12 protein-coding genes and 1 tRNA gene are annotated in these 21,070 nt (G+C 51.4%); all 13 read left to right on the top strand.

Translation table 11 applies throughout. The annotated features are described in order from the left end of the window. The first annotated feature begins 30 nt into the window (after window positions 1-30). The 13 genes from sufC (at window position 31) to ABWV33_RS12245 (ending at window position 21,060) form a co-directional block, all read left to right on the top strand. Window positions 31-786, top strand: a complete 756-nt coding sequence (sufC, locus tag ABWV33_RS12305) for a Fe-S cluster assembly ATPase SufC (protein WP_113824273.1) — start codon at window positions 31-33, stop codon at window positions 784-786. Continuing rightward, on the top strand, window positions 786-2,066 hold the full coding sequence (locus tag ABWV33_RS12300) for a SufB/SufD family protein (protein WP_353331074.1): 1,281 nt from the start codon (window positions 786-788) through the stop codon (window positions 2,064-2,066). Before sufC ends, ABWV33_RS12300 begins: the two co-directional genes overlap by 1 nt. Further along, window positions 2,066-2,551 carry a YIP1 family protein gene (locus ABWV33_RS12295; protein WP_353331072.1) on the top strand — a complete coding sequence of 162 codons (486 nt, stop codon included), beginning with the start codon at window positions 2,066-2,068 and terminating at the stop codon, window positions 2,549-2,551. The genes ABWV33_RS12300 and ABWV33_RS12295 overlap by 1 nt, the downstream gene beginning before the upstream one ends. Continuing rightward, a complete protein-coding gene (locus ABWV33_RS12290) occupies window positions 2,548-3,141 on the top strand; it encodes a YIP1 family protein (protein WP_353331070.1) in 594 nt (197 codons plus the stop codon). The genes ABWV33_RS12295 and ABWV33_RS12290 overlap by 4 nt, the downstream gene beginning before the upstream one ends. After that, window positions 3,134-4,354, top strand: a complete 1,221-nt coding sequence (locus ABWV33_RS12285; RefSeq protein WP_353331068.1) for a cysteine desulfurase — start codon at window positions 3,134-3,136, stop codon at window positions 4,352-4,354. The genes ABWV33_RS12290 and ABWV33_RS12285 overlap by 8 nt, the downstream gene beginning before the upstream one ends. Window positions 4,355-4,487: 133 nt before the next feature. Further along, window positions 4,488-4,564: transfer RNA gene (locus ABWV33_RS12280), tRNA-Arg, on the top strand. 1,817 nt (window positions 4,565-6,381) lie between these two features. Beyond that, a complete protein-coding gene (locus ABWV33_RS12275; RefSeq protein ID WP_353331066.1) occupies window positions 6,382-7,092 on the top strand; it encodes a hypothetical protein in 711 nt (236 codons plus the stop codon). A gap of 100 nt (window positions 7,093-7,192) precedes the next feature. Beyond that, the gene (locus ABWV33_RS12270; protein ID WP_353331064.1) at window positions 7,193-11,629 is read left to right on the top strand and encodes a VWA domain-containing protein; all 4,437 of its coding nucleotides are present in this window, start codon (window positions 7,193-7,195) and stop codon (window positions 11,627-11,629) included. Window positions 11,630-12,121: 492 nt separating this feature from the next. Next, complete coding sequence (locus ABWV33_RS12265) at window positions 12,122-12,439, top strand: potassium channel family protein (protein ID WP_113824266.1); 318 nt, start codon at window positions 12,122-12,124, stop codon at window positions 12,437-12,439. Between the two features lie 192 nt (window positions 12,440-12,631). Continuing rightward, window positions 12,632-13,711: an AI-2E family transporter gene (locus tag ABWV33_RS12260; RefSeq protein ID WP_113824265.1), complete on the top strand. Its 1,080-nt coding sequence runs from the start codon at window positions 12,632-12,634 to the stop codon at window positions 13,709-13,711. Next, window positions 13,708-14,772, top strand: coding sequence for an HlyD family secretion protein (locus tag ABWV33_RS12255; protein ID WP_353331062.1), 1,065 nt, complete (start codon window positions 13,708-13,710; stop codon window positions 14,770-14,772). Before ABWV33_RS12260 ends, ABWV33_RS12255 begins: the two co-directional genes overlap by 4 nt. A gap of 178 nt (window positions 14,773-14,950) precedes the next feature. After that, a complete protein-coding gene (locus ABWV33_RS12250) occupies window positions 14,951-15,796 on the top strand; it encodes a hypothetical protein (protein ID WP_502930912.1) in 846 nt (281 codons plus the stop codon). A gap of 905 nt (window positions 15,797-16,701) precedes the next feature. Then, window positions 16,702-21,060, top strand: coding sequence for a hypothetical protein (locus ABWV33_RS12245; protein WP_353331058.1), 4,359 nt, complete (start codon window positions 16,702-16,704; stop codon window positions 21,058-21,060). The last annotated feature ends 10 nt before the right edge of the window (window positions 21,061-21,070 follow it).

The following is a 21,070-nucleotide window of genomic DNA, read 5'->3' as shown; positions in this document are numbered from 1 at the left end:
GGTTATGGCTTGAAAAGAAACGAGGAAAAAATGCTCGATATCAAAAACTTGCACGTGAAACTTGAAGATGAGGAAAAACAGATCCTCAAAGGTGTTGACCTGAAAGTTGGTGCCGGTGAAGTGCATGCGATCATGGGCCCGAACGGGTCTGGAAAATCAACTCTCAGCTATGTTTTGTCCGGTCGTGATGGCTACGAAGTGACCGATGGATCCGCTCATTTGGATGATCAAGACTTGCTGGATCTGGAACCAGAGGAACGCGCAGCAGCGGGTTTGTTCCTTGCTTTCCAATACCCAGTTGAGATCCCTGGCGTCGGCAACATGACGTTCCTGCGGACGGCGGTAAACGCGCAGCGCAAGGCCCGTGGCGAAGAAGAGCTGAGCGCGGCTGATTTCCTAAAAATCGTACGCGAGCGGGCCAAGTCACTCAAGATCAATGCAGACATGCTTAAGCGGCCGGTCAACGTTGGTTTTTCAGGTGGTGAGAAAAAGCGTAACGAGATTCTGCAGATGGCGATGCTAGAACCAAAGATGTGCATTTTGGACGAAACAGACTCAGGTCTGGACGTAGATGCAATGAAATTGGTCTCTGAAGGCGTGAACGCGTTGCGGGACGAGGGTCGTAGCTTCCTCGTTATTACTCACTATCAGCGTTTGTTGGACCACATTAAACCAGACGTCGTTCACATCATGGCCAATGGTCGTATCGTGAAGTCGGGCGGACCAGAATTGGCTCTGGAAGTTGAACACAACGGTTATGCCGACATTTTGGCTGAGGTGGGCTAATGGCACTTCCCGAACTGAAACAAACGGCTACCGAGGCCCGGTTGGCCACGATGGAGTTCCCAAATGCTGGCTGTACCAGAGCGGCCCGAGAGGCGGCAGTGGCCCGCGTGCGCAAAATGGGGCTTCCAGATCGCCGGGACGAGTATTGGAAATACACCCGTCCCGACACCCTCGTGCAACCCGTAGCCCCAGAGGCTGCTGTTTTTGAACACGATGAAGCGATGATGTTCAGCACCTTTGATCGGTTGAAGATTGTTTTCGTGGATGGAATCTTTGATCCTGAAGTGTCAGATGATCTGTCGCTTGAGGGTGTTGAAATTGACCGACTAGAAGACATCTGTTGTACCGACATCCATTGGGCAAAAGACCTGTATGGCGTATTGGAAGAGCGCGGACAATCGCCCGTTCAGCGTCCCTTGGCAGCATTGAATACTGCATTCGCCGCGGATGGTGTTGCGATCCATGTAACAGGTAAACCAAGCAAGCCAATCAGCTTGATCTATGTTCATAAAGATACCGCTTCGGACGCCACTCTGCATCATGTAGTGCGTGTAGAAACAGGTGCCGAAGTGACCATTCTTGAGAACGGTCCAGCGGCATCACGGTTCAACAAGTGCATGGAAATTGACATCGCCGATGGTGGTAAATTGCACCATATTCGTGCGCAGGGCCGCGACCACGAACGCCGTGCCGTTACGCACATGTTTGCGCGGTTGGGCACAGAGTCAGTCTTCAAGAGCTTTACGCTGACCGTCAACGGTGTCCTGACCCGCAATGAATGCGTTATCGAATTGACCGGTGATGATGCGGTGGCGCATGTGGCAGGTGCCTGCGTTGGTGATGGTGATTTTCTGCATGATGACACAGTGTTCGTGACACATGATGCAGTGAATTGTGAAAGCCGTCAGGTCTTTAAAAAAGTTCTGAGAAACGGGGCAACTGGCGTTTTCCAAGGCAAAATCCTTGTGAAAGCTGGCGCTCAGAAAACAGACGGGTACCAGATTAGCCAATCGCTCTTGCTGGATGACGACAGTCAGTTTTTGGCCAAGCCTGAACTCGAAATTTACGCGGACGATGTTGCGTGTTCTCACGGGTCAACATCCGGTGCGATTGATGAAACTGCGTTGTTTTATCTGAGGTCTCGCGGTGTGCCACATTCCGAAGCCATCGATCTGCTGACATTGGCCTTCCTTGCGGAAGCTGTCGAAGAAATCGAAGACGACGCTTTGGCTGAGGACATCGTAGCGCGGCTTGAAGCCTGGCTTAAACGTCGAAGCTGATGCCGGTAACAACGGATATTTTGGCGACGTATCGGGGTCCCGGACGCGTCATCAACCGCTTGCTTGAAATGGGGCAGCGCGAAGATCGCGCGCTGGCTATTTTGATGGCAGGCTGCAGCATGGTGTTCGTCGCCCAGATGCCACGCTTGGCCCGCGAGGCACACTTGACTGGACAAGAGTTGAACATGCTTTTGGGTGGGGCGTTGTTGGGGTGGGTCATTATTGCGCCTTTGATGTTTTACATCATCGCGGCCGTTAGCCACATCGTGGCGCAAATCTTTGGCGGGCGAGGCGAATGGTATGGGGCGCGACTAGCCTTGTTCTGGGCGTTGCTTGCAGCGTCACCCTTATTGTTGTTGCAGGGTTTGGTTGCGGGGTTCATCGGTCCGGGAACGGAATTGAATATTGTTGGCGGACTTTGGGTTGCGGTCTTCAGTTGGTTTTGGATATCAGGTTTGCGACAGGCAGAAAGGTCTCGGGCATGACACTTCCAAATCTTGGTTCATTGGCCTTGTTGACGATCAAGCAACCTGCTCAAGCAGCTAAAGTCATCCTGACTTTGAATGTTGGCAGGGATGTGTTGTGGATTGCTCTTGCTTTAGCGGTGGTGCTGAACACGCTGATCTTTTCACTGTCTAATATAGTCTTGCCAACTGGGCCGTCGCCAATTCCGGGGTTGCTAGACAATCCCGTCTTTTACGGTGGGTTTGTCGGTGGCGGATTGGTTCTAACGATCTTCTCCCTCCATCGTGTTGGTCGGATGCTTGGCGGAACTGGATCGTTCGATGACGTTATGATCCTGATGGTCTGGATGCAATTTTTGCGGGTGACGGTACAGGCGCTGGCTTTGCTTCTGGTTCTCACGATACCAATTTTATCGGTTTTTCTGATATTCGGTGCTACCATCGTTGGGTTGTTTATCTTTCTACATTTTATAGATCAGGCACATCGCCTCGGCTCTATGATGCGCGCTGGTGGGGTTTTGCTGGCGTCCCTGTTTGCGATTGCTGCTACGTTTTTCATTCTTCTGTCCCTCATCGGAGGGCCGATAATGGGTTCTACTCCTTATGTATGATGTCCAAAAAATCCGGGCTGATTTCCCAATTCTTTCACGAGAAGTGAACGGGAAGCCTTTGACTTACCTAGATAATGGGGCTTCGGCGCAAAAGCCGCAGGTGGTTATCGATGCCGTCACCCAAGCCTATTCGATGGAATATTCCAACGTCCACCGGGGCTTGCATTTTCTTTCGAATCTAGCCACGGACAAATATGAATCCGTACGCGGAAAAATCGCCACGTTCCTGAACGCCTCAGACGAATCCGAAATTGTTCTGAATTCAGGGACCACCGAGGGTATCAATCTGGTTGCTTATGGCTGGGCCATGCCCAGGATGGAGGCTGGTGATGAGATTATCCTGAGTGTCATGGAGCACCACGCTAATATTGTTCCCTGGCATTTCCTGCGTGAACGTCAGGGTGTGGTGCTTAAGTGGGTTGATGTCGATGCTGAGGGTAACTTAGATCCCCAAGCGATTTTAGACGCGATAACTCCGCGAACCAAATTGATTGCTGTGACACAGTGTTCCAACGTTCTGGGAACAGTGGTTGACGTCAAGGCGATCACGAATGGTGCGCATGCTCAGGGTGTTCCTGTTCTGGTGGATGGCAGTCAGGGTTCGGTTCATATGCCTGTGAATGTCACGGATATCGGATGCGACTTCTACGCGATCACGGGTCACAAGCTTTATGGACCGTCCGGTTCAGGTGCGATTTATATCAAGTCCGAACGAATGGCGGAAATGCGCCCCTTTATTGGTGGCGGTGATATGATCCGCGAAGTTTCCAAAGATGCGGTAACTTACAACGATCCCCCAATGAAATTCGAAGCAGGGACACCGGGTATTGTTCAAACCATAGGGTTTGGTGTTGCGTTGGATTACTTGATGGACCTTGGGATGCAAAACGTTGCCGCGCATGAGGCAATGCTAAGGGATTACACCGTTTCGCGTTTGAATGGTTTGAACTGGCTTCATGTTCAGGGCACGACCCATGACAAAGCTGCTATATTCAGCTTTACGTTGGACGGTGCCGCACATGCCCATGACATTTCAACAATTCTGGACAAAAAGGGAGTGGCTGTTCGGGCTGGACATCACTGCGCGGGTCCGTTGATGGATTTCTTAGGTGTGACAGCAACGTGTCGGGCCAGCTTTGGCTTGTATAACACCAAAGCTGAGGTCGACACTCTGATTGATGCGCTCGAGCTTGCGCACGACCTGTTTGCTTAGTCACATCAAAAACATCCAGAAAAGGCATTGAATTTTGGCTTTTCTGATTGCGGTATCTGTGCTGGTATTTTATAGCCCGAACCATGGTATCCTTGCAGGGCGAACCCGCTCAGAAGGTCCGAGAGAATAATGCGGTCCAGTAGCTCAGCTGGATAGAGTGTCGCCCTCCGAAGGCGAAGGCCATAGGTTCGAATCCTATCTGGACCGCCATTGTTCTATAGAGTTGCCCTCAACCAGTTACTGAATTCCCATATAGATGGGTGGTTTTGGCTGAGGCTCTTGTTCTATCCGCACCACTAATTTGCACTGCAGCTAGAAAGGTTTGGAGTGGATTGCCTCGTGGTGTCCAAAACGTGGGAATTGTACCATACAGTGGACCTGACAAGCGTTTTGAGGGGCGGCCAGTAGCCACTGTTTAGCCGGAACGCATATGCAGGCGAAACAGATACGCACGTGCAACATTCTAACGGTTGAAGGGCCAACTAACATGCAACTTCTTAGTCGCATCTGACTGACACAATACCTGTGGAGCCCAACACCAAATACGCTGTACAATGATAGCCAATCTACAACATCCGTTCCAAGGTTACGGTGAAATGGTGTGTTTGGTAGAATGTGATTTGTTAATCTCTGCTGAGTTTGAGAACCAGCCAAGCGTCGAACACGATGGCGGGTGCATTCGAACTGTTAAGGTTCCAATTATGCGAAAAAAAACGTTTTCACAGGACGCCTGTGGCGCCTGATTGGGGTGTAGGGCCATGACTTTATGTTGCTCATAAAGCCCATAACAGCCTGTTTGGATATAACATCGAAGTCGTAATGAAGCACCGGATTAGGGCATAGCTAAGGCTAGTCAAAATCAAACGCGAAACGCGTTTAGTTGGAAAGAACCTGTCTATTGAAAATAGTCCTAGCTTAGTTGGTTGTGCATGTTTCAACACAGGAAGGTATGTCTTGCATATTCGCGGTCAAAGCCATTGGGGCGAGAAAGAAGGCACAGAGCATCCGGTGCCTAGCTATAACGCCCCTCGGGTTAAGATCAATGGAGTCAAAGAGCTACGCCGCAGAGCGAACAATTTGTTTGGCTTAGATCAAATCATGAAAGACCTTGGACGAAGGTTTCCTGTGTGCAAATTCAAATCAACCAGATCCGCGATTTTCTCGCTTGGTTTAGGCTGCTGTTGGTGTCAAAAAATCAACAGCACAGAACGCATTTATAGGTTCAAGAATCTAAAACCATTTGTTTTCTAGGTCTTTGGTGCACAAATCGACTGATGGGATGCAGTTTATGAAACCTGCGTGATGGCGCGAAGGCACGAGCAGTTTGGCTCTTACGTGTTTCAAGACCACAAACTTAAAAGCCGACGTTGGTATTTCAGCGCCGCGCGGGTCATATTCGACCCATTTTCCTATGGAGAATCGCGAAACAACGTCCTGAAAGCTTGGTATGACCCCTGTGTCTTCCACGAGGTAACGGCCTCCCTCGCATGGTATGCAGGTAAACGCCTGCGGGGCAGTAGACACACATATCTGACGTGTAAGTGATGGGAGGGGAGTTCGAAAGATAACTCGCAGAGGTCCAAACCCGCATGTTCCCCCTCAACCGCCACACAGCGCTTGGCCTATCTGGCAACGGGGAAACCGGGTGAATCCCTTTGGGAAACAGGTAAGAACGGCCTGCAACTAATCTGTGCAATAAGGCAACTTATATTAAGAATCCTGAATGGATCATCCAAAAATTGATCTGAATCAAGCGATACCGGGGATATTTGTTTTAATATTATGTTAATTGGCTCTTTGGGGGAGGTGTCATGGGTAAACTAACACGAATGCAGTTTGGGTCGGTGAAAAATAGGCTGAACATTTTCTGGCTAGGGCAGTTGGCTCGCCGCCTTTGTTCGGCACGTGAAGGTTTCCGGACTGCTTCCTTTAAACACCAGCATCTTTTTGCATCCGCGTTAGTGTTAAACCTGGGATGCATCAGTGCTGATGCGGCAGGCACATTTTACAAAGGATCAAATATAGGAATGGCTGCTTGGGAAATGCCCTACGAAATTCAATACGTGCATAACGGTCAGAGCGATCTGGACGCTGATGCGATTTCTTTGGCACAAAGGCATGCCAAAGTGATTACAGCCGCGATTGCGGATGGGGGTGTCGATGCTTCTCAGATAGATATGTCGGTTGTCTTCGCGGACGCATTCACTGATGCGGATTTAGGACCTATTCCGTGGCCGCCTTTAGGCGAGACTATAATATCGCCGTGGTTGGCGATGACCAAGACGGGATCTGACACAATTCGATTGACACTTTTTGTGTCAGATTTACGTGTGATTGCGGACAGTGCGCTGCGTGACCGAGGGGCAGCGCCGACAAGCTATCAGACGGGGCCAGAATGGGCGGCGATGCCGTACACTTGCCTAGCCCAAGCCACTGAAGAATATGTGACACAGGTCACTTCAGAACGCATATCGGAGCAAATCAAGATCAGCACCGATTGCGTACCAAAAAGCTTTGCCTCTCATCTTCTGTGGCTGTTTCAATCAGCACCTCAAAATTTCTTTGCTCCGTTCGAAATATCCGTGATGGGCCGGATTGAAACTGAGCGTTACGAGAGCATGAAGTTCTACGAACGATTGTACGTCGGATTAATCCGGTCTGGGATTTCAGCTTTGAACCACGAGGCTGGCACCGAATTGACCTGGTGGCACAAAGCCCTGCGCGAAGCCACCAGCTAATTTAGACCGCCTTTCGGTACCTGGTGTCGAAGGGCAATAAAACCAAAAATCTGTTGGTGCGGCAGCGTTGCCCCACATTTTTAAGGGAAAGGGACTTTCCATGACCATTGAAACAGTTTTATCACATACAACATTCGTTGGTTACACAGCAGCGCAGCAGGCGACGCTTGAGGCCGCGTTACGAGGCATGTACTCGGGTTCGGCCACAGGTAAAACTCTGCTCGACAACGTTTCAGCTGCTTTGCCTCTCAACATCAAATTTGTGAATGGAAAGGCGCAAGCCTTTAGAGGCACCGGTAGGGTTGAGTTTGATTTTGCCGCCGTTGAAGATCTTTCTTATTTCGACGCCAATGGCAAAGGTGTGCAAGTCGAGATCGAACATGTGCTGCGTCACGAGCTGGTACATGCACTTGAATCTTTATCTGATACGCCAAGAGGCACCGCGAGCACAGATAATGCCAAGGGACCGACATTGGTGTTCGAAAAGGCAATCAATGATCAGCTCTCATTGCCTAACCGGCTATCCTATGAAGGTGTAGATATCGATACTGCGATCGTACCGGGCACCGAATATACCGGTGGAGCGGCCATTGATATCGCTCTTGCGCGTTCGGGGAACGAAGATACGTCTGCCAACAATCCCGCTACCAAAGATTTACTTTGGGGGCGTGGCAATGGCAGCAATTACTTCAAGTCTGGTGATGGTACAGATTTTCTTTACGGTAATGGCGGTAACGATGTGCTCGAGGGCGGTGGTCAAAATGACTCTGTCAATGGTGGCGCCGGAACAGACCGTGCAGTTTTCAGTGGCAAGTGCGAGGATTATTCCTTCACAAGCAATGCGGATGGAACGATCACGGTAACCGACATCCGTGCGGGTAGCCCCGATGGTACTGATACCCTGAAAGATGTGGAATTCGCTCGATTTTCGGATGGCGAGATAGACCTTACAACAGGTGAATTTGCCTGCCCTGGGCAAAATGTTGTCATCGTGATTGACCGGACCGGTTCGATGAACAACGATATCGCAGCTGCCAAGGCCGCAGCCATTGAAATTGCAAATGCTCTGTTTGGCACCACGGAAAAGCCGGTGGCAAGTACGCTGGCTATCGTCACCTACTGGGATAGCAATACTGTAACCAATCTCAGCTTTACCAAGCAAGCCAGTGTGGCAGACCGTAAGGCCGCAGCGCTCGCTGCGCTCGACGCTCTTTCAACGTCAACGCAAGGTGGTACGGAAAACCTCAATACGGCCCTACTGCACGCACTTAACGGCAATGCCGGAACTTGGGATATTGGCAACAAATCTAACAAAATCATCGTATTCACGGATGAGGACGCGGACGATCCAGAATTGCGCGCGCAAGTTGTTGCAAAATCGTTGAGTGGGGATATTGCAATTGATCCGTCTGGCTTGTCAGGTGCCTCATCAACAGCCGGCGCAGGTGCGCCAGCAGGATCGGCTAGCTTTGTAGACTATAATGACAAGCCCTTCTCAGATCCCTATGGCCCAAGTCCGCTACAGATCCTCCCAGTTGTGATTGGCAACTCCAGCACTGCCAATGCCGACCTCGAAGCCCTTGCAGATCAAACCAACGGGCAAGTTTTTAATGCCTCATCAAGTGATCCGTCACAGGCTGCTCAGAACGTGATCGCGGCGATCAATGCAAGTTCGGGCACGGATGGCCCGGACTCTCTGACTGGTGACGCTATGGCCAACTCAATTGGCGGCCTAGGCGGGAATGATACCATCGACGGGTTAGGAGGCAACGATACTCTGTCGGGTGGCGAAGGGGATGACCTCCTGAGCGGTGGCGAAGGCGACGACAGCCTTCGCGGTAACGCCGGCTATGATACCATTGATGGCGGCGCAGGCGATGATACGGCAATCGTCAATGCAAACAGAGGGGACGTCAATGTTGTCGGTTCTACCGATCCAGTCGTCATTCAAAGCGCTGACGGTGATGTTACAATCCGGAACGTTGAGAATGTAAGGTTCCTTGATGGGACTGTCGCTTTTGCAAATCTTGACAGTTTGGCGGGCACCAACACTTTCGGCAGCGCCGGAGATGATTTGATGCAGGGTGATGAACTCTCCAATCGGCTCTGGGGGCGTGGTGGCAACGACACCTTAGAGGGGTTGGGCGGCAACGATACACTGAACGGCGGCTTGGGCAATGACATGGTCAACGGCGGCGCGGGCGCGGATGAATTGTCAGGTGGTGGAGGCAACGATACCCTTGATGGTGGCGCGGACAACGATACCGTCGTCATAGATGCTACACGTCAAAACGCTGTTGTCGATGGCCCCGAAGGTCAGCTCAGTATCCAGACGGACCAAGGTACTGTCACTTTAAGGAACATCGAGAACGTTCGGTTTACAGATGGGAGCATGTCTATCGCGGATGTCGCTGCATTGCGGGATCAGACAATCCTTGGCACACCGAACAACGACACTTTGGCGGGCGGCTACGGTGATGATACGGTATCGGGCTTGGACGGTGACGACCTGATTGAAGGTGGTTTCGGCAATGATGAGCTTCTCAGTGGAGGTGGCCAGGACACCCTGCTTGGCGGAGATGGCAACGATGTGCTGCGTGTTTCCGAAACACGTGCGACAACGGAAATCGGCGATACCGTAAGCAATCCAGTAGCAAGCCCAATGGCCCTGCCGTCGAACTGGTCGCTTGCTCCGTTTTCAGATGTCGAAAATCCAACCACTGTGCCGAACCAAACACTTGTCATTACTGGATCAAGGGATACCCACGAAGCATTCCAATTTGACGCAACAGCAGGTCAGCAATGGACCTTTGATGTTGATGGGGCGGACTATGATACTCGGTTGACCCTCTATGACTCTGCCGGGGTGCAAATCACCACGAACGACGACAGCAGCGCCTCAACCGGAGCCGGCGGATCCACGAGCGGGCGGGATTCGTTCATACAATACGATTTCACTGCTGACGGCACCTATATTATCGCATTGCACCCATACTCCAGCGGTCCAATTTCAAACACCCAGACCGCAACGTTGAATATCTCGGCCACGGGAATAACGATACCGCCTTCCTCCACAACCGATATGAACCAACTTGACGGTGGTTCCGGTGACGACACTCTGATCGCGGGTTCCGGTGATGAGACTTTGATAGGCGGGCTCGGCGATGATTCACTTTCCGGCGGTTCTGGTGATGACACGGCAGTTTTGAACACATCTCAAGCAAATGTCATTGGCCAAACGGTTACAGGTGGCATCCAACTGACGTCCTCCGAAGGCGTTGACTTCCTAGCGTCAGATATTGAGAGGGTCCAATTCAATGATGGGACGCTAACACTTGCTGCTGCAGGGGCTCTCATGGGTACAATCCCCAGCATCGTCAACGGCACCGACGCCGGTGAAAACGTGAATGGGACGACAGCGGCAGAGGTCGTGAACGGGCTGGGAGGCGCTGATTGGATCTCACCAGGTGGTGGGTCAGACACTGTGGATGGTGGAGGTGGCAACGACATGCTCAGCTTCTTCAACCTACCAGACACACCAGGACGTACAAACACGGAATATCGCCTCGAAATTGATATGGAAGCGGGCACCGCTGTCAGCCACGACGGAATGGAACGTATTATGTTCCAAAATATAGAACGTTTGACGGCCACGGTTTTTGCAGACCGCATCCACGGAACGTCAGGTGACGACTCTATTCGAGGCTTGGGTGACTATGACTGGATCGTTGCCTCCGAGGGACGGGATACGATCGATGGCGGCACCGGACAGGACATGATTTCGTTCCTCGAATGGATGAACACAGCTGCCAACGTCATCGGTGATGCGTTCACCGAAACTGGCGCTCCCCCCTCAGGCACACAAGCTACTGGTGTTGTTGTGAATCTGGAAAACCCCTCAGAAAATACAAACCTAGCGTCGGGCTTAACACTGAACAGTGTTGAGCGAGTGACGGGTTCAGGGCGTCAGGACGTGTTTTACGGCGACGCGAACCAAAACGACTTCCGGGGCCTTGGCGATTTTGACTGGTTCGTATCTTCCGATGGTGGTCGTGAACGGTATTTCGGTGGCGACGGCGTGGACACGGTCACTTATTTCAACGCGCCGGGGGCGGTGACAGCCAGTCTTCGAAATGGGGCCACGGTCAATGGCGGCGAAACGGGCTACGGTACTCAAGGTTGGGCGGCAAGGGACTTGTACTTTGAAGTCGAAAACCTTGTTGGGTCTGAGTTTGACGACAACCTAACGGGTTCGAACGAGCGCAACCAGTTGTCAGGATTGGACGGAGATGATTTCTTGTTCGGATATGGCAATGTCGATTATCTCAAAGGGGGCGCTGGTAACGATACGATCAATGGCGGTGGATCTTCGGATTATGCTCTTTTTGATGGGAACAGGGCCGACTACACGCTTACGAGGACCGCAGCGAACCAAGTGTCGGTTAGTGGGGCGGATGGAAATGACAGCTTAATCGACGTGGAGTATTTCCGATTTGACGACATGGATGTAACGATTTGGGATCTGGCTTTGGTCTAAGAGCTGAACGCACATCCGCACAGCACGACAGAACGTATCGAGATTCAGAAGTTTCCGGCGTCCCAAATTTGGGACGCCGGAAGCGTTTGAGCGTTGAAACAGCTTTGGCTTGGTTGTTTGGCTGCGCTGTTGTTTCGCCGGTAGGATGTCCCAAAGCCATCGGATGCTTGGCACGCAAATAGTGCATCTTTTGGACCGTCTGAATTACACTTTGGAATCCAAGGTGACTAGATAGGAATCCAAGGTGACTAGATGCTTGGACCGTTTTTGCTCGGCCTGATCTCAGGTCGAACTCCTGGCTGAGTGGCAATGATTTCACGAACGAAAAAACCTGAACCAATTGTTCAATTAGAAAAGCCAGCGTTGGCAGTGAGAAGATTCTAGAATGGAAGAAAAGAGGCGATTCCTTGAACAAATCACTTATATTTCAGCCTATTCTTCATATTTTTAAAAAACCTGATACAAATAGATTCATGGAACAAAGAGGGCGCCATGAACGCAATAGCTAAAATAACACGAGGGGTCGGCGTCGCGCTGAGCGACGGAAGGGTAAAAGGTATCTTGGCCTTTACTGTTGGCATGATTTGTTGGGCGTCGATCTTTTATCGATATGTAGAAGGCTGGAGTTGGCTTGATTCTGTGTACTTTTCTGTCGTGACTATTTCGACTGTGGGGTTTGGTGATTTTTCCCCCGAAACGGCGGCTGGTAAGATCTTTACCATGTTCTACATTATTGTCGGTCTGGGTGTCTTTGTGACGGCAGCCACCACAGTTGCAGACGCGATCCTGTCTCAAGAGGAAGACGAATAAAATACAGAACTGACGTCAGTTTTACCTTGCTGTTTTCTAACGTCCGTCGATGGTTTCATCGTCCCAAAAACGATGATTTTATGCTATTCGATTTCGCCCTAGACCTGATGTAAAAATGCAAAAAATCAAAAGCATATACATATCAAGGTTTTTGAGTGTAACATTTAGAAAACAATGTTCTGGAGGGACGGAATGGAAAAGACCCAAGACGCTAAGATCATCGATCTCGCAATACGCCTGCTGTTCCTTGGATTATTTCTCTATAGCGCGCTTGCAATGGTCGCGCCGCTTGCCAGCGTGGTCATTTGGGCGGCGATTTTGTGCGTTGCCCTTTACCCTGCATTCGATTGGCTTCAAGGAAAACTGGGCGGGCGCAAATCGCTGGCTACAACGATTTTAGTCTTGCTTGGACTTTTACTTACATTAGGCCCGGTTGCAACTGCGGTCTCAGGGGCCGCCGAGCTTGGATCAGAATTTGCTGAACAGGCCGCAAGCGGAGAGTTGAAAGTTCCACCCGCACCAGAGGGGCTTAAGGAATTTCCGTTGGTCGGCAGCAAGGTGTCCGATGTCTGGACAATGTTTGAAAGCAACCTAAGCGGTGCGCTTGCAAAATATGGCGCTCAAATTCTGGAAGTCACCAAATCGCTCTTTGGGAAAGTCTTAGGAATTGGGATCGGCCTACTTGGGCTGGCGTTGTCGGTTATCATCATGGGCGCTCTGTTTTCTCCCGGACCGCAAGTGGTTCAGGGGCTGCAGCGGTTTGCAGATCGCGTGTTTGCGCCGCGTGGCAGTGAGTTTGTTACATTGGCCGGTGCGACTATCCGGAATGTGACCAAAGGCGTGATCGGGGTCGCCGCAATTCAAGCCTTTGTCGTTTGGGCATTGCTTGCTGTGTTCGGGATCTCATCTGCGGCGACGTTGGCGTTTGTGAGCCTCATCCTGTCAATCGTACAGATTGGACCCGGTTTGGTTCTGATACCAGTGATCATCTACGCATGGAGTTCGATGTCTGGAGGCGCGGCGCTTGCGTTTACAGTGCTTGCTGTCCCTACGATGATCATGGACAGTTTCCTGCGTCCGGTGTTCATCTCAAAAGGGCTGGAAACACCGATGCTTGTCATTCTGATTGGCGTTCTTGGCGGAATGATGGCCTATGGTCTGATCGGGATATTCATGGGGCCAGTCTTGTTCGCGGTCTTCTATGAGTTGTTCAAAGTCTGGATCGATGAGTCGCCAGAGGCCGAAACCCCTGCCGAGGGAGCGGCAGAATGAGGAAGACGATTTGGACGACACTTGCGGTCATTCTGTTTTTCCTTGTCTGGTATCTGGTTGCGGACCGCAAAACTCCCTTTACCGGCAATGCCAGAGTTAAGGCTATTGCGACCCAGATAGTACCACAGGTGACGGGCACTGTGACCGAGGTTCTGGTGGAAAACGGACAGATTGTTAACGCAGGCGATGTGTTGCTGCGTATTGATCGGCGTCCATACGAGATTGAAAAATCCAAGGCCGAAGCTGACCTCGAGGCCGCAACGCAGGACGTTGGGGCATCTTCGGCCGAAGTCAGCGGCGCGCAGGCCAAGTTGGCCCGAGCGCAGAGTGATCTCGATACCATGCGCATTCAAACGGAACGTGTGTTCGCGCTTGAGAAGAAAGGGTTGATCGCCCTCACACGCGCAGATGACGCGCGTGGTCAACTGGCTGAATCCGAGGCTAATCTGGAAAATGCCAAGGCTGATCTGGAAAAAGCAAAACAAAGACTAGGGTCAAAAGGGCAGGACAATCCAAAGATTCAGCGTGCTCTTGCCGCATTGGCCGATGCGGAACTGAACCTTGAGTGGACGGAATTGCGTGCCCCGGCGACAGGGGTCGTGTCTAACCTGCTCATTGCGCCGGGCACCTATGCACGGTCAGGTCAGGATCTGCTGACATTCCTTGATGCAACGGACATTTGGATCGAAGCATATTTCACCGAAAACAACCTTGGTCGTGCCGGAGTGGGGTCGCCTGTTGATGTGGTTTTGGATATGCACCCGGGCCAGATCATACCAGGTGTCATCGAAAGTTTTAGTTCTGCCGTATCAATGAGCGGTGGAGACGTGCCGGGCCAATTGGCCAGCCCGCCGAGCACCAAAGGGTTCTTGCGCGAACCAGAGCGGTTCCCAGTGCGTATTGTGTTGCCAGGATACGAGGCCGGAAACGCTGACGATGATCTGAGGTTTCAATTGAACGGCCAGGCTGATGTGATCATGTATCTCAGCGACAACTCTTTGTTGAACTTGGTTGGACGCGCCTACATCCGCGTGGTTTCAATTCTGTCTTATGCGTATTGAAGATCGCCGATCAGTTCTGAGGCTCGCAATCGGCGTTACGGGCCTTTTTTCCCTTGGCTTGCTGTTGGGGTGGCCGCTTTCTGTCATCGGGGCGGTATTTGCAGCGTTGTTTCTGCAAGCACCCAACGCATTGCCATTGGCCGCATTCGGAAAACTGTTCGTATTCTCGATCGGATTGATGTTCGTTTCGTTTGTATTGGCGTCTATCACCGCGCCTTATCCGGCTGTGTTTCTCATTCTGGTGGCAAGTGCGATCATTTTATCGTTTGTTTGGTCTGTGTCAGGGGCCGGAGTTTTACCGGGTGTCATCGCCTTGATGGGCGCGCTGATGATCCCCAATCTTGTCTTACAATCATCGGATCTTGCATTTGTCCTGGTGCTCTGGATTCCGGCAAATCTGTTTCTAGCCGGGTTTGCTTCCACCTTAATGTTTGTACTCATTCCTGCTGCACCACCTACCAATGCTCAGAAAAAAGCGGCTGCCGCAGCGCAGGACTTTGACCCATATCGGCGTATTGTCAGGATGTCGCTGGTCACGGTTCCGTTTGCGTTGGTGTTCTTTTTGTCCGGTGCGTCAGCCTTGCTGGTATTGTTTTTTGTGGCCTTGTTGAGCCAGCAGCTTGCCGCCTTGCCTGCAGCAGGGAAAGCTGTTGCCAAGGCGATGTTGACAGCAAACCTATTAGGTGCAGCAGTTTCGATAGTCTGTTACGAGATCAATGTCATTGCACCGGTCATCATGACGCCAATCCTCCTTTGCTTTTTCTTTTGCTTGTCATTGGGAGCGCTTGGTAAATCTCAAAACTTATTCGCATCCGCTGCGGGTTCGGCAATTACGACTGCTTTGGTTGTTTATGGCGGCTCAATTGCACCCTTCTCAGACGATGCAGACGTCAAAAGTATCACGCGTGTTCTGCAGGTTGCCAGTGCCTCGATTTTTGTGATCGTGGCTTACGTGGTTGTTGACGAGTTTTGGCCGGAAAGAAAGCGACGAAGCAGTCGATTAAAATCTAAATCAACAACTTAAAATACCATTTCCTCACTGTCGGGACATCCAAAATGGAAAAGCACATCCGTTTTTCCAGTTACATCGGAGAAGAACGGTTGTCTTTGCCTATTAAAAATCATTTTTCAAAAATCGACTAATGCTTGCATTTATCTTTTCCCAGACGGCTTACCTCAATACCTCTGAGGCAGGCATCTCTCGCAACAATCGCCTCATTGTCTCTACGAGAGTCAATCGCCCAACCCAATGCCTGAAAGGCGTCACTAGGCTCGCTGGCAGGCTCGGTCACGGTACTGGCATTCCGTGTATAATTTCGCAAAATCGGCGCGAGTTGTCATACGTCGACCCTCAGCATTCACTTACATTTTTGACGAAGTGCCTGTTGGCTCTTGTCAAATTTGAAAGGAACAAACGGAAGTTCAAAAATTTTGCCACGCAGATATTGTGGGCAACGCCCAGTACCTGACCACGACTTATGTTTCTAGTAATCACAAGCAGTTCAAGGGTGTCTATGTGCCGATTATACCCCAGCCCATACAATGAATGGGTACTTCAATGAGGAATTAGCCCCGACATGCATCAAGTGAAAACCAATGTGCATATCATCGGCTCGAAAGAACGGTGCGGAAATCGGTATCAATGTTCGTTCATTTTAGCGTCCATAATTTTTGGCTAGGCTCTAACCCAACTTGCGCAACAATTTGTTTTGCGAAATTCGAAAATGCCGTTAACACCCTGCAAGATATGCGAGAACTTCAGTCCGAGCCAATGTAGATGTTGCCATGAAGGTTTACATGAAAAGGCCCACGACAATGTGGTCGCTAGAAACACAACGGTGTTTCTCTTGTCGCTATGAATTGTATTACTTATCTTAAAGCAGTGAATTTTCCGACCTTCCTGGAAATCCTTCTTTAAGGAAACCAATGATGACCAATGCAGCCCCCAGTTTTCGTGTCGGTGATGGTGAGACGCCGGACTATACAGGTAACGATGATTATCGTAACCCACGGATGGCGGACATCGCTGTTGCACCGGACGGAACTATCGGAATTCTCACAAACGCTGTTAATGTTGACCCTGATTCCCTAATTCGTTTAATAAATCCTGTTGGGGGGCTGATTGGTGGTTCCAACGTTAGCGGGCCTGATTACGGTAGCAATTCAGCAACCACCATTGTTGCACAGTCAGACGGAAAGTTCCTGGTGGCTTCCGTATATGGGAACTGCTCGACAGAGCCGTGTTCTTACTGGCGCATATATCGCATCAATGCAGACGGATCACGGGATCGAGATTTTGCCAACGGACGCGGATATGTTGAACAATTCGGGTCCGCTGGCGACAATATACCGAAGAATATTGTGGTCCTCGATGATGACAGCTTTGTTGTCGGCGGTCTTGCCGACGGCCCTTATGGCTTTGTCGAATACGATTCAGAGGGTAATCAGCAACAGATAAATCGTCTGCTTAGCAGCAGTGACATGCCTATCTCGTCTGATCCTGATATGCGAGATATGTCCCTTCTTCCTGACGGAAAGATACTTGTTGCTGTCAAACTGACGACGGGTTGGAGCGTCATTCGTTTGACCGAAACTCTTGATCGCGATCTGACTTTTGCCGGGGGTAACGGCAAGCTGGCGATGGATATCGGTGCAATCAATTTCATTGGCCACTCGATGGCCCTGCGATCCGACGGCGGCTTTGTTATGGTCGGCGAAATTGGTGGCGATTTCGCACTGGTTGCGCACAACTCGGATGGAAGTATAGACACCAGTTTTGGCGGCGGGGATGGCATTGTGATCACCCCGGTCGGGACGATCGGTGACAGCGCGCGGGCGGTGTTTATTGACGATGATGACACGATCACCGTGACAGGGTTCAAATACGACCCCAACATCGGCAGGCATGATTTTGTTGCGACCCGCTATGACGGAAGTGGCGTGCTTGATACGACTTATGGCAACAACGGCGTTGCACACACGCCCAATTTTGGCCTGGGAAAGGTTGCGATACAGGCTGATGGCAGCATCTTGGTCACTGGAGACCGCATGTCAGTGCTGCGCTTGGATCCTGGCGGAGATCGAGACAATCCATTCGGCGGTGATGACACGTTGGGAGACACAGTTAGTTTTACCGAAAACGGTGTGGCCATCCACCTTGATATGGGTGTGCAAATTTTTGACAAGGAACTGTCGGCAGCGAACGGAGGAGACGGAAACTTTGATGGCGCGTCGCTGACTTTGGAACGCAGCGCGGGTTCCGAGCCCCAGGATTTTTTTGGCTTTCAGTTCACTCCTGAAAGCGCATTAATGCTTAACGGGTTAGCCATTGAAGTGGGCGGCATGGTCATCGCCGATATCGCTCAGATTGGTGGGCAGTTGCGCATTGTATTTACTGATGCAAACGGAGCTATTCCCGACTCTGCTTTTGTTGATGAGGTGATGCAGGCCATCACCTATGCCAACACAGCGGACACGCCCGTCTCGGCCATCGATTTGGAATGGACATTCGATGATGGCAATCAGGGTGCACAAGGCAGCGGTGGTGCAAAAACAACCACAGGTACCACGCACGTGAACATCACTGCTGTAAACGATGCCCCAGTCATCTCTGACGAATTGTCCGGTACTTTGGTCACCGAAGGCTGGATTGATACTGAAATCTTGATCGGTACATTCACTGCAACAGATCCCGAAACAGATGTTTTTGATTTCAGCGTCAATGATGCCCGCTTTACAATCAATACCACGTCAACAGCAGGTCAGTTTGAGTTGGCCGTTCGGGCAGGCAGCAACATTGACTTTGAACAGGCAAGCAGCATCGACGTTCAGGTGACGGCGACGGAAACAGCGACGGCCGAATTGTTGTCTGGCTCCCGGACGTTCACGATCGAGGTGAATGACGTTGCACGAGAAATCTTTGACGCCAGCGCGGCCGTCGAAGATCTGACAATGATCGCCTATGGTCCCGAGGACATGAACCTCATAGGGGGAACAAGAAATGACAGCCTTGTCGCTGATACGGGGAACGATTCCCTAAACGGCGGAGGCGGGAATGACACCCTTCGGGCTGGCAAGGGGCAGGATACCATTGTCGGTGGGGCCGGGGCGGACAGAATTGTCATTGGCGCCGGGCAGGACATGGGGCAAGAAACCTATGATGGCGGGACCGGGTACGACACGCTTTTGCTGGCAGGTGGCAGCGGCAATGTCGTGCACGATTTGCGGTCACATATCATCAGCGGTGTCGAAGAAATCGAATTCGGATCACTTTCAGAAGGCAGCCGAACAGTTATCGCAACAGCGGTCCAGATTCAAAACTTTGGCTCAAGCGGGCTCATCGACGGGGACAGCAATGATGCAGTTGCTGAATGTTTGCAGATTCACCTGGAATCGTTGAGCACTTTTGTTCTTCCTAGCTATGTCAGCTTTGTCGGCTGGAATATGACGAGCGATCTGGTCGAAATGATAGCCGGGACTTCAAACTCCACCATCATTGGATCGGCTTTCAAGGATGTTATTCGCGGCAACTCTGGCAAAGATGCTCTCTTTGGGGGTGGCGCAGCTGACCTCATCTTGGGGAGTGCAGGAAATGACACGCTACGCGGCGACGGTGGTAATGACACTCTGGATGGCGGTACCGGTGCGGACGAATTAATAGGCGGCGCGGGATCAGATTCGGCCAGCTACGCGTCGGCCACACGTTCCCTCAGCCTTGACCTGAGATCTGGCACTTTCGGGGGCGCCGCTGTCGGTGACACGTTTAGCTCAATTGAGAATATCGTAGGGACGAATTTCAACGATTACATTTATGGCGATAATGGTCAGAACCTGCTGATCGGTGGGGAAGGGGATGATCAATTGCGGGGGCACAATGGTCATGACACGTTGGTTGGCGGCACCGGAGCGGATGATTTGAATGGCGGCTCCGGCATCGATTTTGCAAGCTACGCGGACGCGTCGGACCGGGTGAACCTAGACCTCAGGTCTCGGGGGACTTTTGGGGATGCGGCAAATGACACTTTCACGTCCATCGAAAATGTCACCGGAACCGATTACGACGATTACATTTATGGGGATGTTGCCAATAATGCGATTTATGGGGGCAAGGGCAACGATCGCATCCGCGGTGATGAAGGCAATGACATTTTGCGCGGCAATGACGGGGATGACGACCTGCATGGCGGGTTCGACAACGACTCTCTTTATGGCGATGCTGGCAATGATACGCTCAGGGGCCGCTCTGGGGCGGATGCCCTTTTGGGAGGAGCAGGCATAGACACGGCCAGCTATTCGGGAGCCGCTCAGCGCGTCAATCTTGATCTACGTTTGCAGGGTACGTCAGGAGACGCTTTAGGGGATACATTTCTGTCAATCGAGAATGTGATCACTTCGCAGTTTGATGACTATGTTTACGGGGACGATAAAGACAACGTGATAGATGGCGGCGATGGTTTTGACCGGTTGCGCGGGCACAACGGCAACGACACGCTCATCGGTGGTGCCGGCGCTGATGATCTGCATGGGGGTGGGGGTATCGACACCGCCAGTTATGAGACAGCTCAATCTCACGTTAACCTTGATTTGCGGTCGCGAGGGACTTCTGGTGATGCGTTGAACGACACCTTCCACGCGATCGAAAATGTTATGGCATCGAAGTTTGATGACTATGTCTATGGCGATAATGGTCAGAACATGCTGAATGGCAGCGACGGCGATGATCGCTTGCGGGGGCACAATGGCCATGACACGTTGATTGGCGGCACCGGGGCGGATGATTTGAATGGAGGGTCAGGTGTCGATGTCGCGAGTTACGCGGGTGCGGCGGGCCGGGTGAACCTTGATCTCAGGTCACGCGGGACCTTCGGTGATGCGGCAAATGACACTTTCACATCCATCGAGAATGTCATCGGAACCGATTACAATGACTACGTTTACGGTGATGCCGAAGACAATATCTTGTTTGGTGGCGGTGGTGATGACCGATTGCGAGGTGACGACGGCAATGACACAGTAGTCGGTGATGCCGGAACTGATGAGCTCAGGGGTGGGTCAGGTGCAGATTTATTTGTCTTCAACCGAGGTAGCGAAACAGATGTTATCAAAGACTATCAGGACGATGTGGATATCATCGAGTTGGATCGGGCCTTGATCGCCTCAGGCAATAGCGCTTTTAGCTATGCGACCCAGATCGGTGCCAACGTCCAGTTTGATTTTGACGCACAGGATCTTTTGCTGGTGGAGAATGCCACCCTTGCCCAACTGCAGGACGATGTAACGGTTGTGTAGGATAAACCCT

The sequence above is a fragment of the Phaeobacter sp. NW0010-22 genome, from assembly GCF_040365955.1.
Classification (GTDB): Bacteria; Pseudomonadota; Alphaproteobacteria; order Rhodobacterales; family Rhodobacteraceae; genus OMPR01.
The sequence above is the reverse complement of the archived record's forward strand: the minus strand, read 5'-3'. Positions and strand labels throughout refer to the sequence as shown.

Bases quoted from the DNA above. Each gene is read 5' to 3' on its own strand.
- ABWV33_RS12265 (WP_113824266.1), top strand. From the start codon at position 12,122: ATGAACGCAATAGCTAAAATAACACGAGGGGTCGGCGTCGCGCTGAGC.
- ABWV33_RS12300 (WP_353331074.1), top strand. From the start codon at position 786: ATGGCACTTCCCGAACTGAAACAAACGGCTACCGAGGCCCGGTTGGCC.
- sufC (WP_113824273.1), top strand. From the start codon at position 31: ATGCTCGATATCAAAAACTTGCACGTGAAACTTGAAGATGAGGAAAAA.
- ABWV33_RS12250 (WP_502930912.1), top strand. From the start codon at position 14,951: ATGTTCGTTTCGTTTGTATTGGCGTCTATCACCGCGCCTTATCCGGCT.
- ABWV33_RS12290 (WP_353331070.1), top strand. From the start codon at position 2,548: ATGACACTTCCAAATCTTGGTTCATTGGCCTTGTTGACGATCAAGCAA.
- ABWV33_RS12275 (WP_353331066.1), top strand. From the start codon at position 6,382: ATGGCTGCTTGGGAAATGCCCTACGAAATTCAATACGTGCATAACGGT.
- ABWV33_RS12245 (WP_353331058.1), top strand. From the start codon at position 16,702: ATGACCAATGCAGCCCCCAGTTTTCGTGTCGGTGATGGTGAGACGCCG.
- ABWV33_RS12295 (WP_353331072.1), top strand. From the start codon at position 2,066: ATGCCGGTAACAACGGATATTTTGGCGACGTATCGGGGTCCCGGACGC.
- ABWV33_RS12270 (WP_353331064.1), top strand. From the start codon at position 7,193: ATGACCATTGAAACAGTTTTATCACATACAACATTCGTTGGTTACACA.
- ABWV33_RS12285 (WP_353331068.1), top strand. From the start codon at position 3,134: ATGTATGATGTCCAAAAAATCCGGGCTGATTTCCCAATTCTTTCACGA.
- ABWV33_RS12260 (WP_113824265.1), top strand. From the start codon at position 12,632: ATGGAAAAGACCCAAGACGCTAAGATCATCGATCTCGCAATACGCCTG.
- ABWV33_RS12255 (WP_353331062.1), top strand. From the start codon at position 13,708: ATGAGGAAGACGATTTGGACGACACTTGCGGTCATTCTGTTTTTCCTT.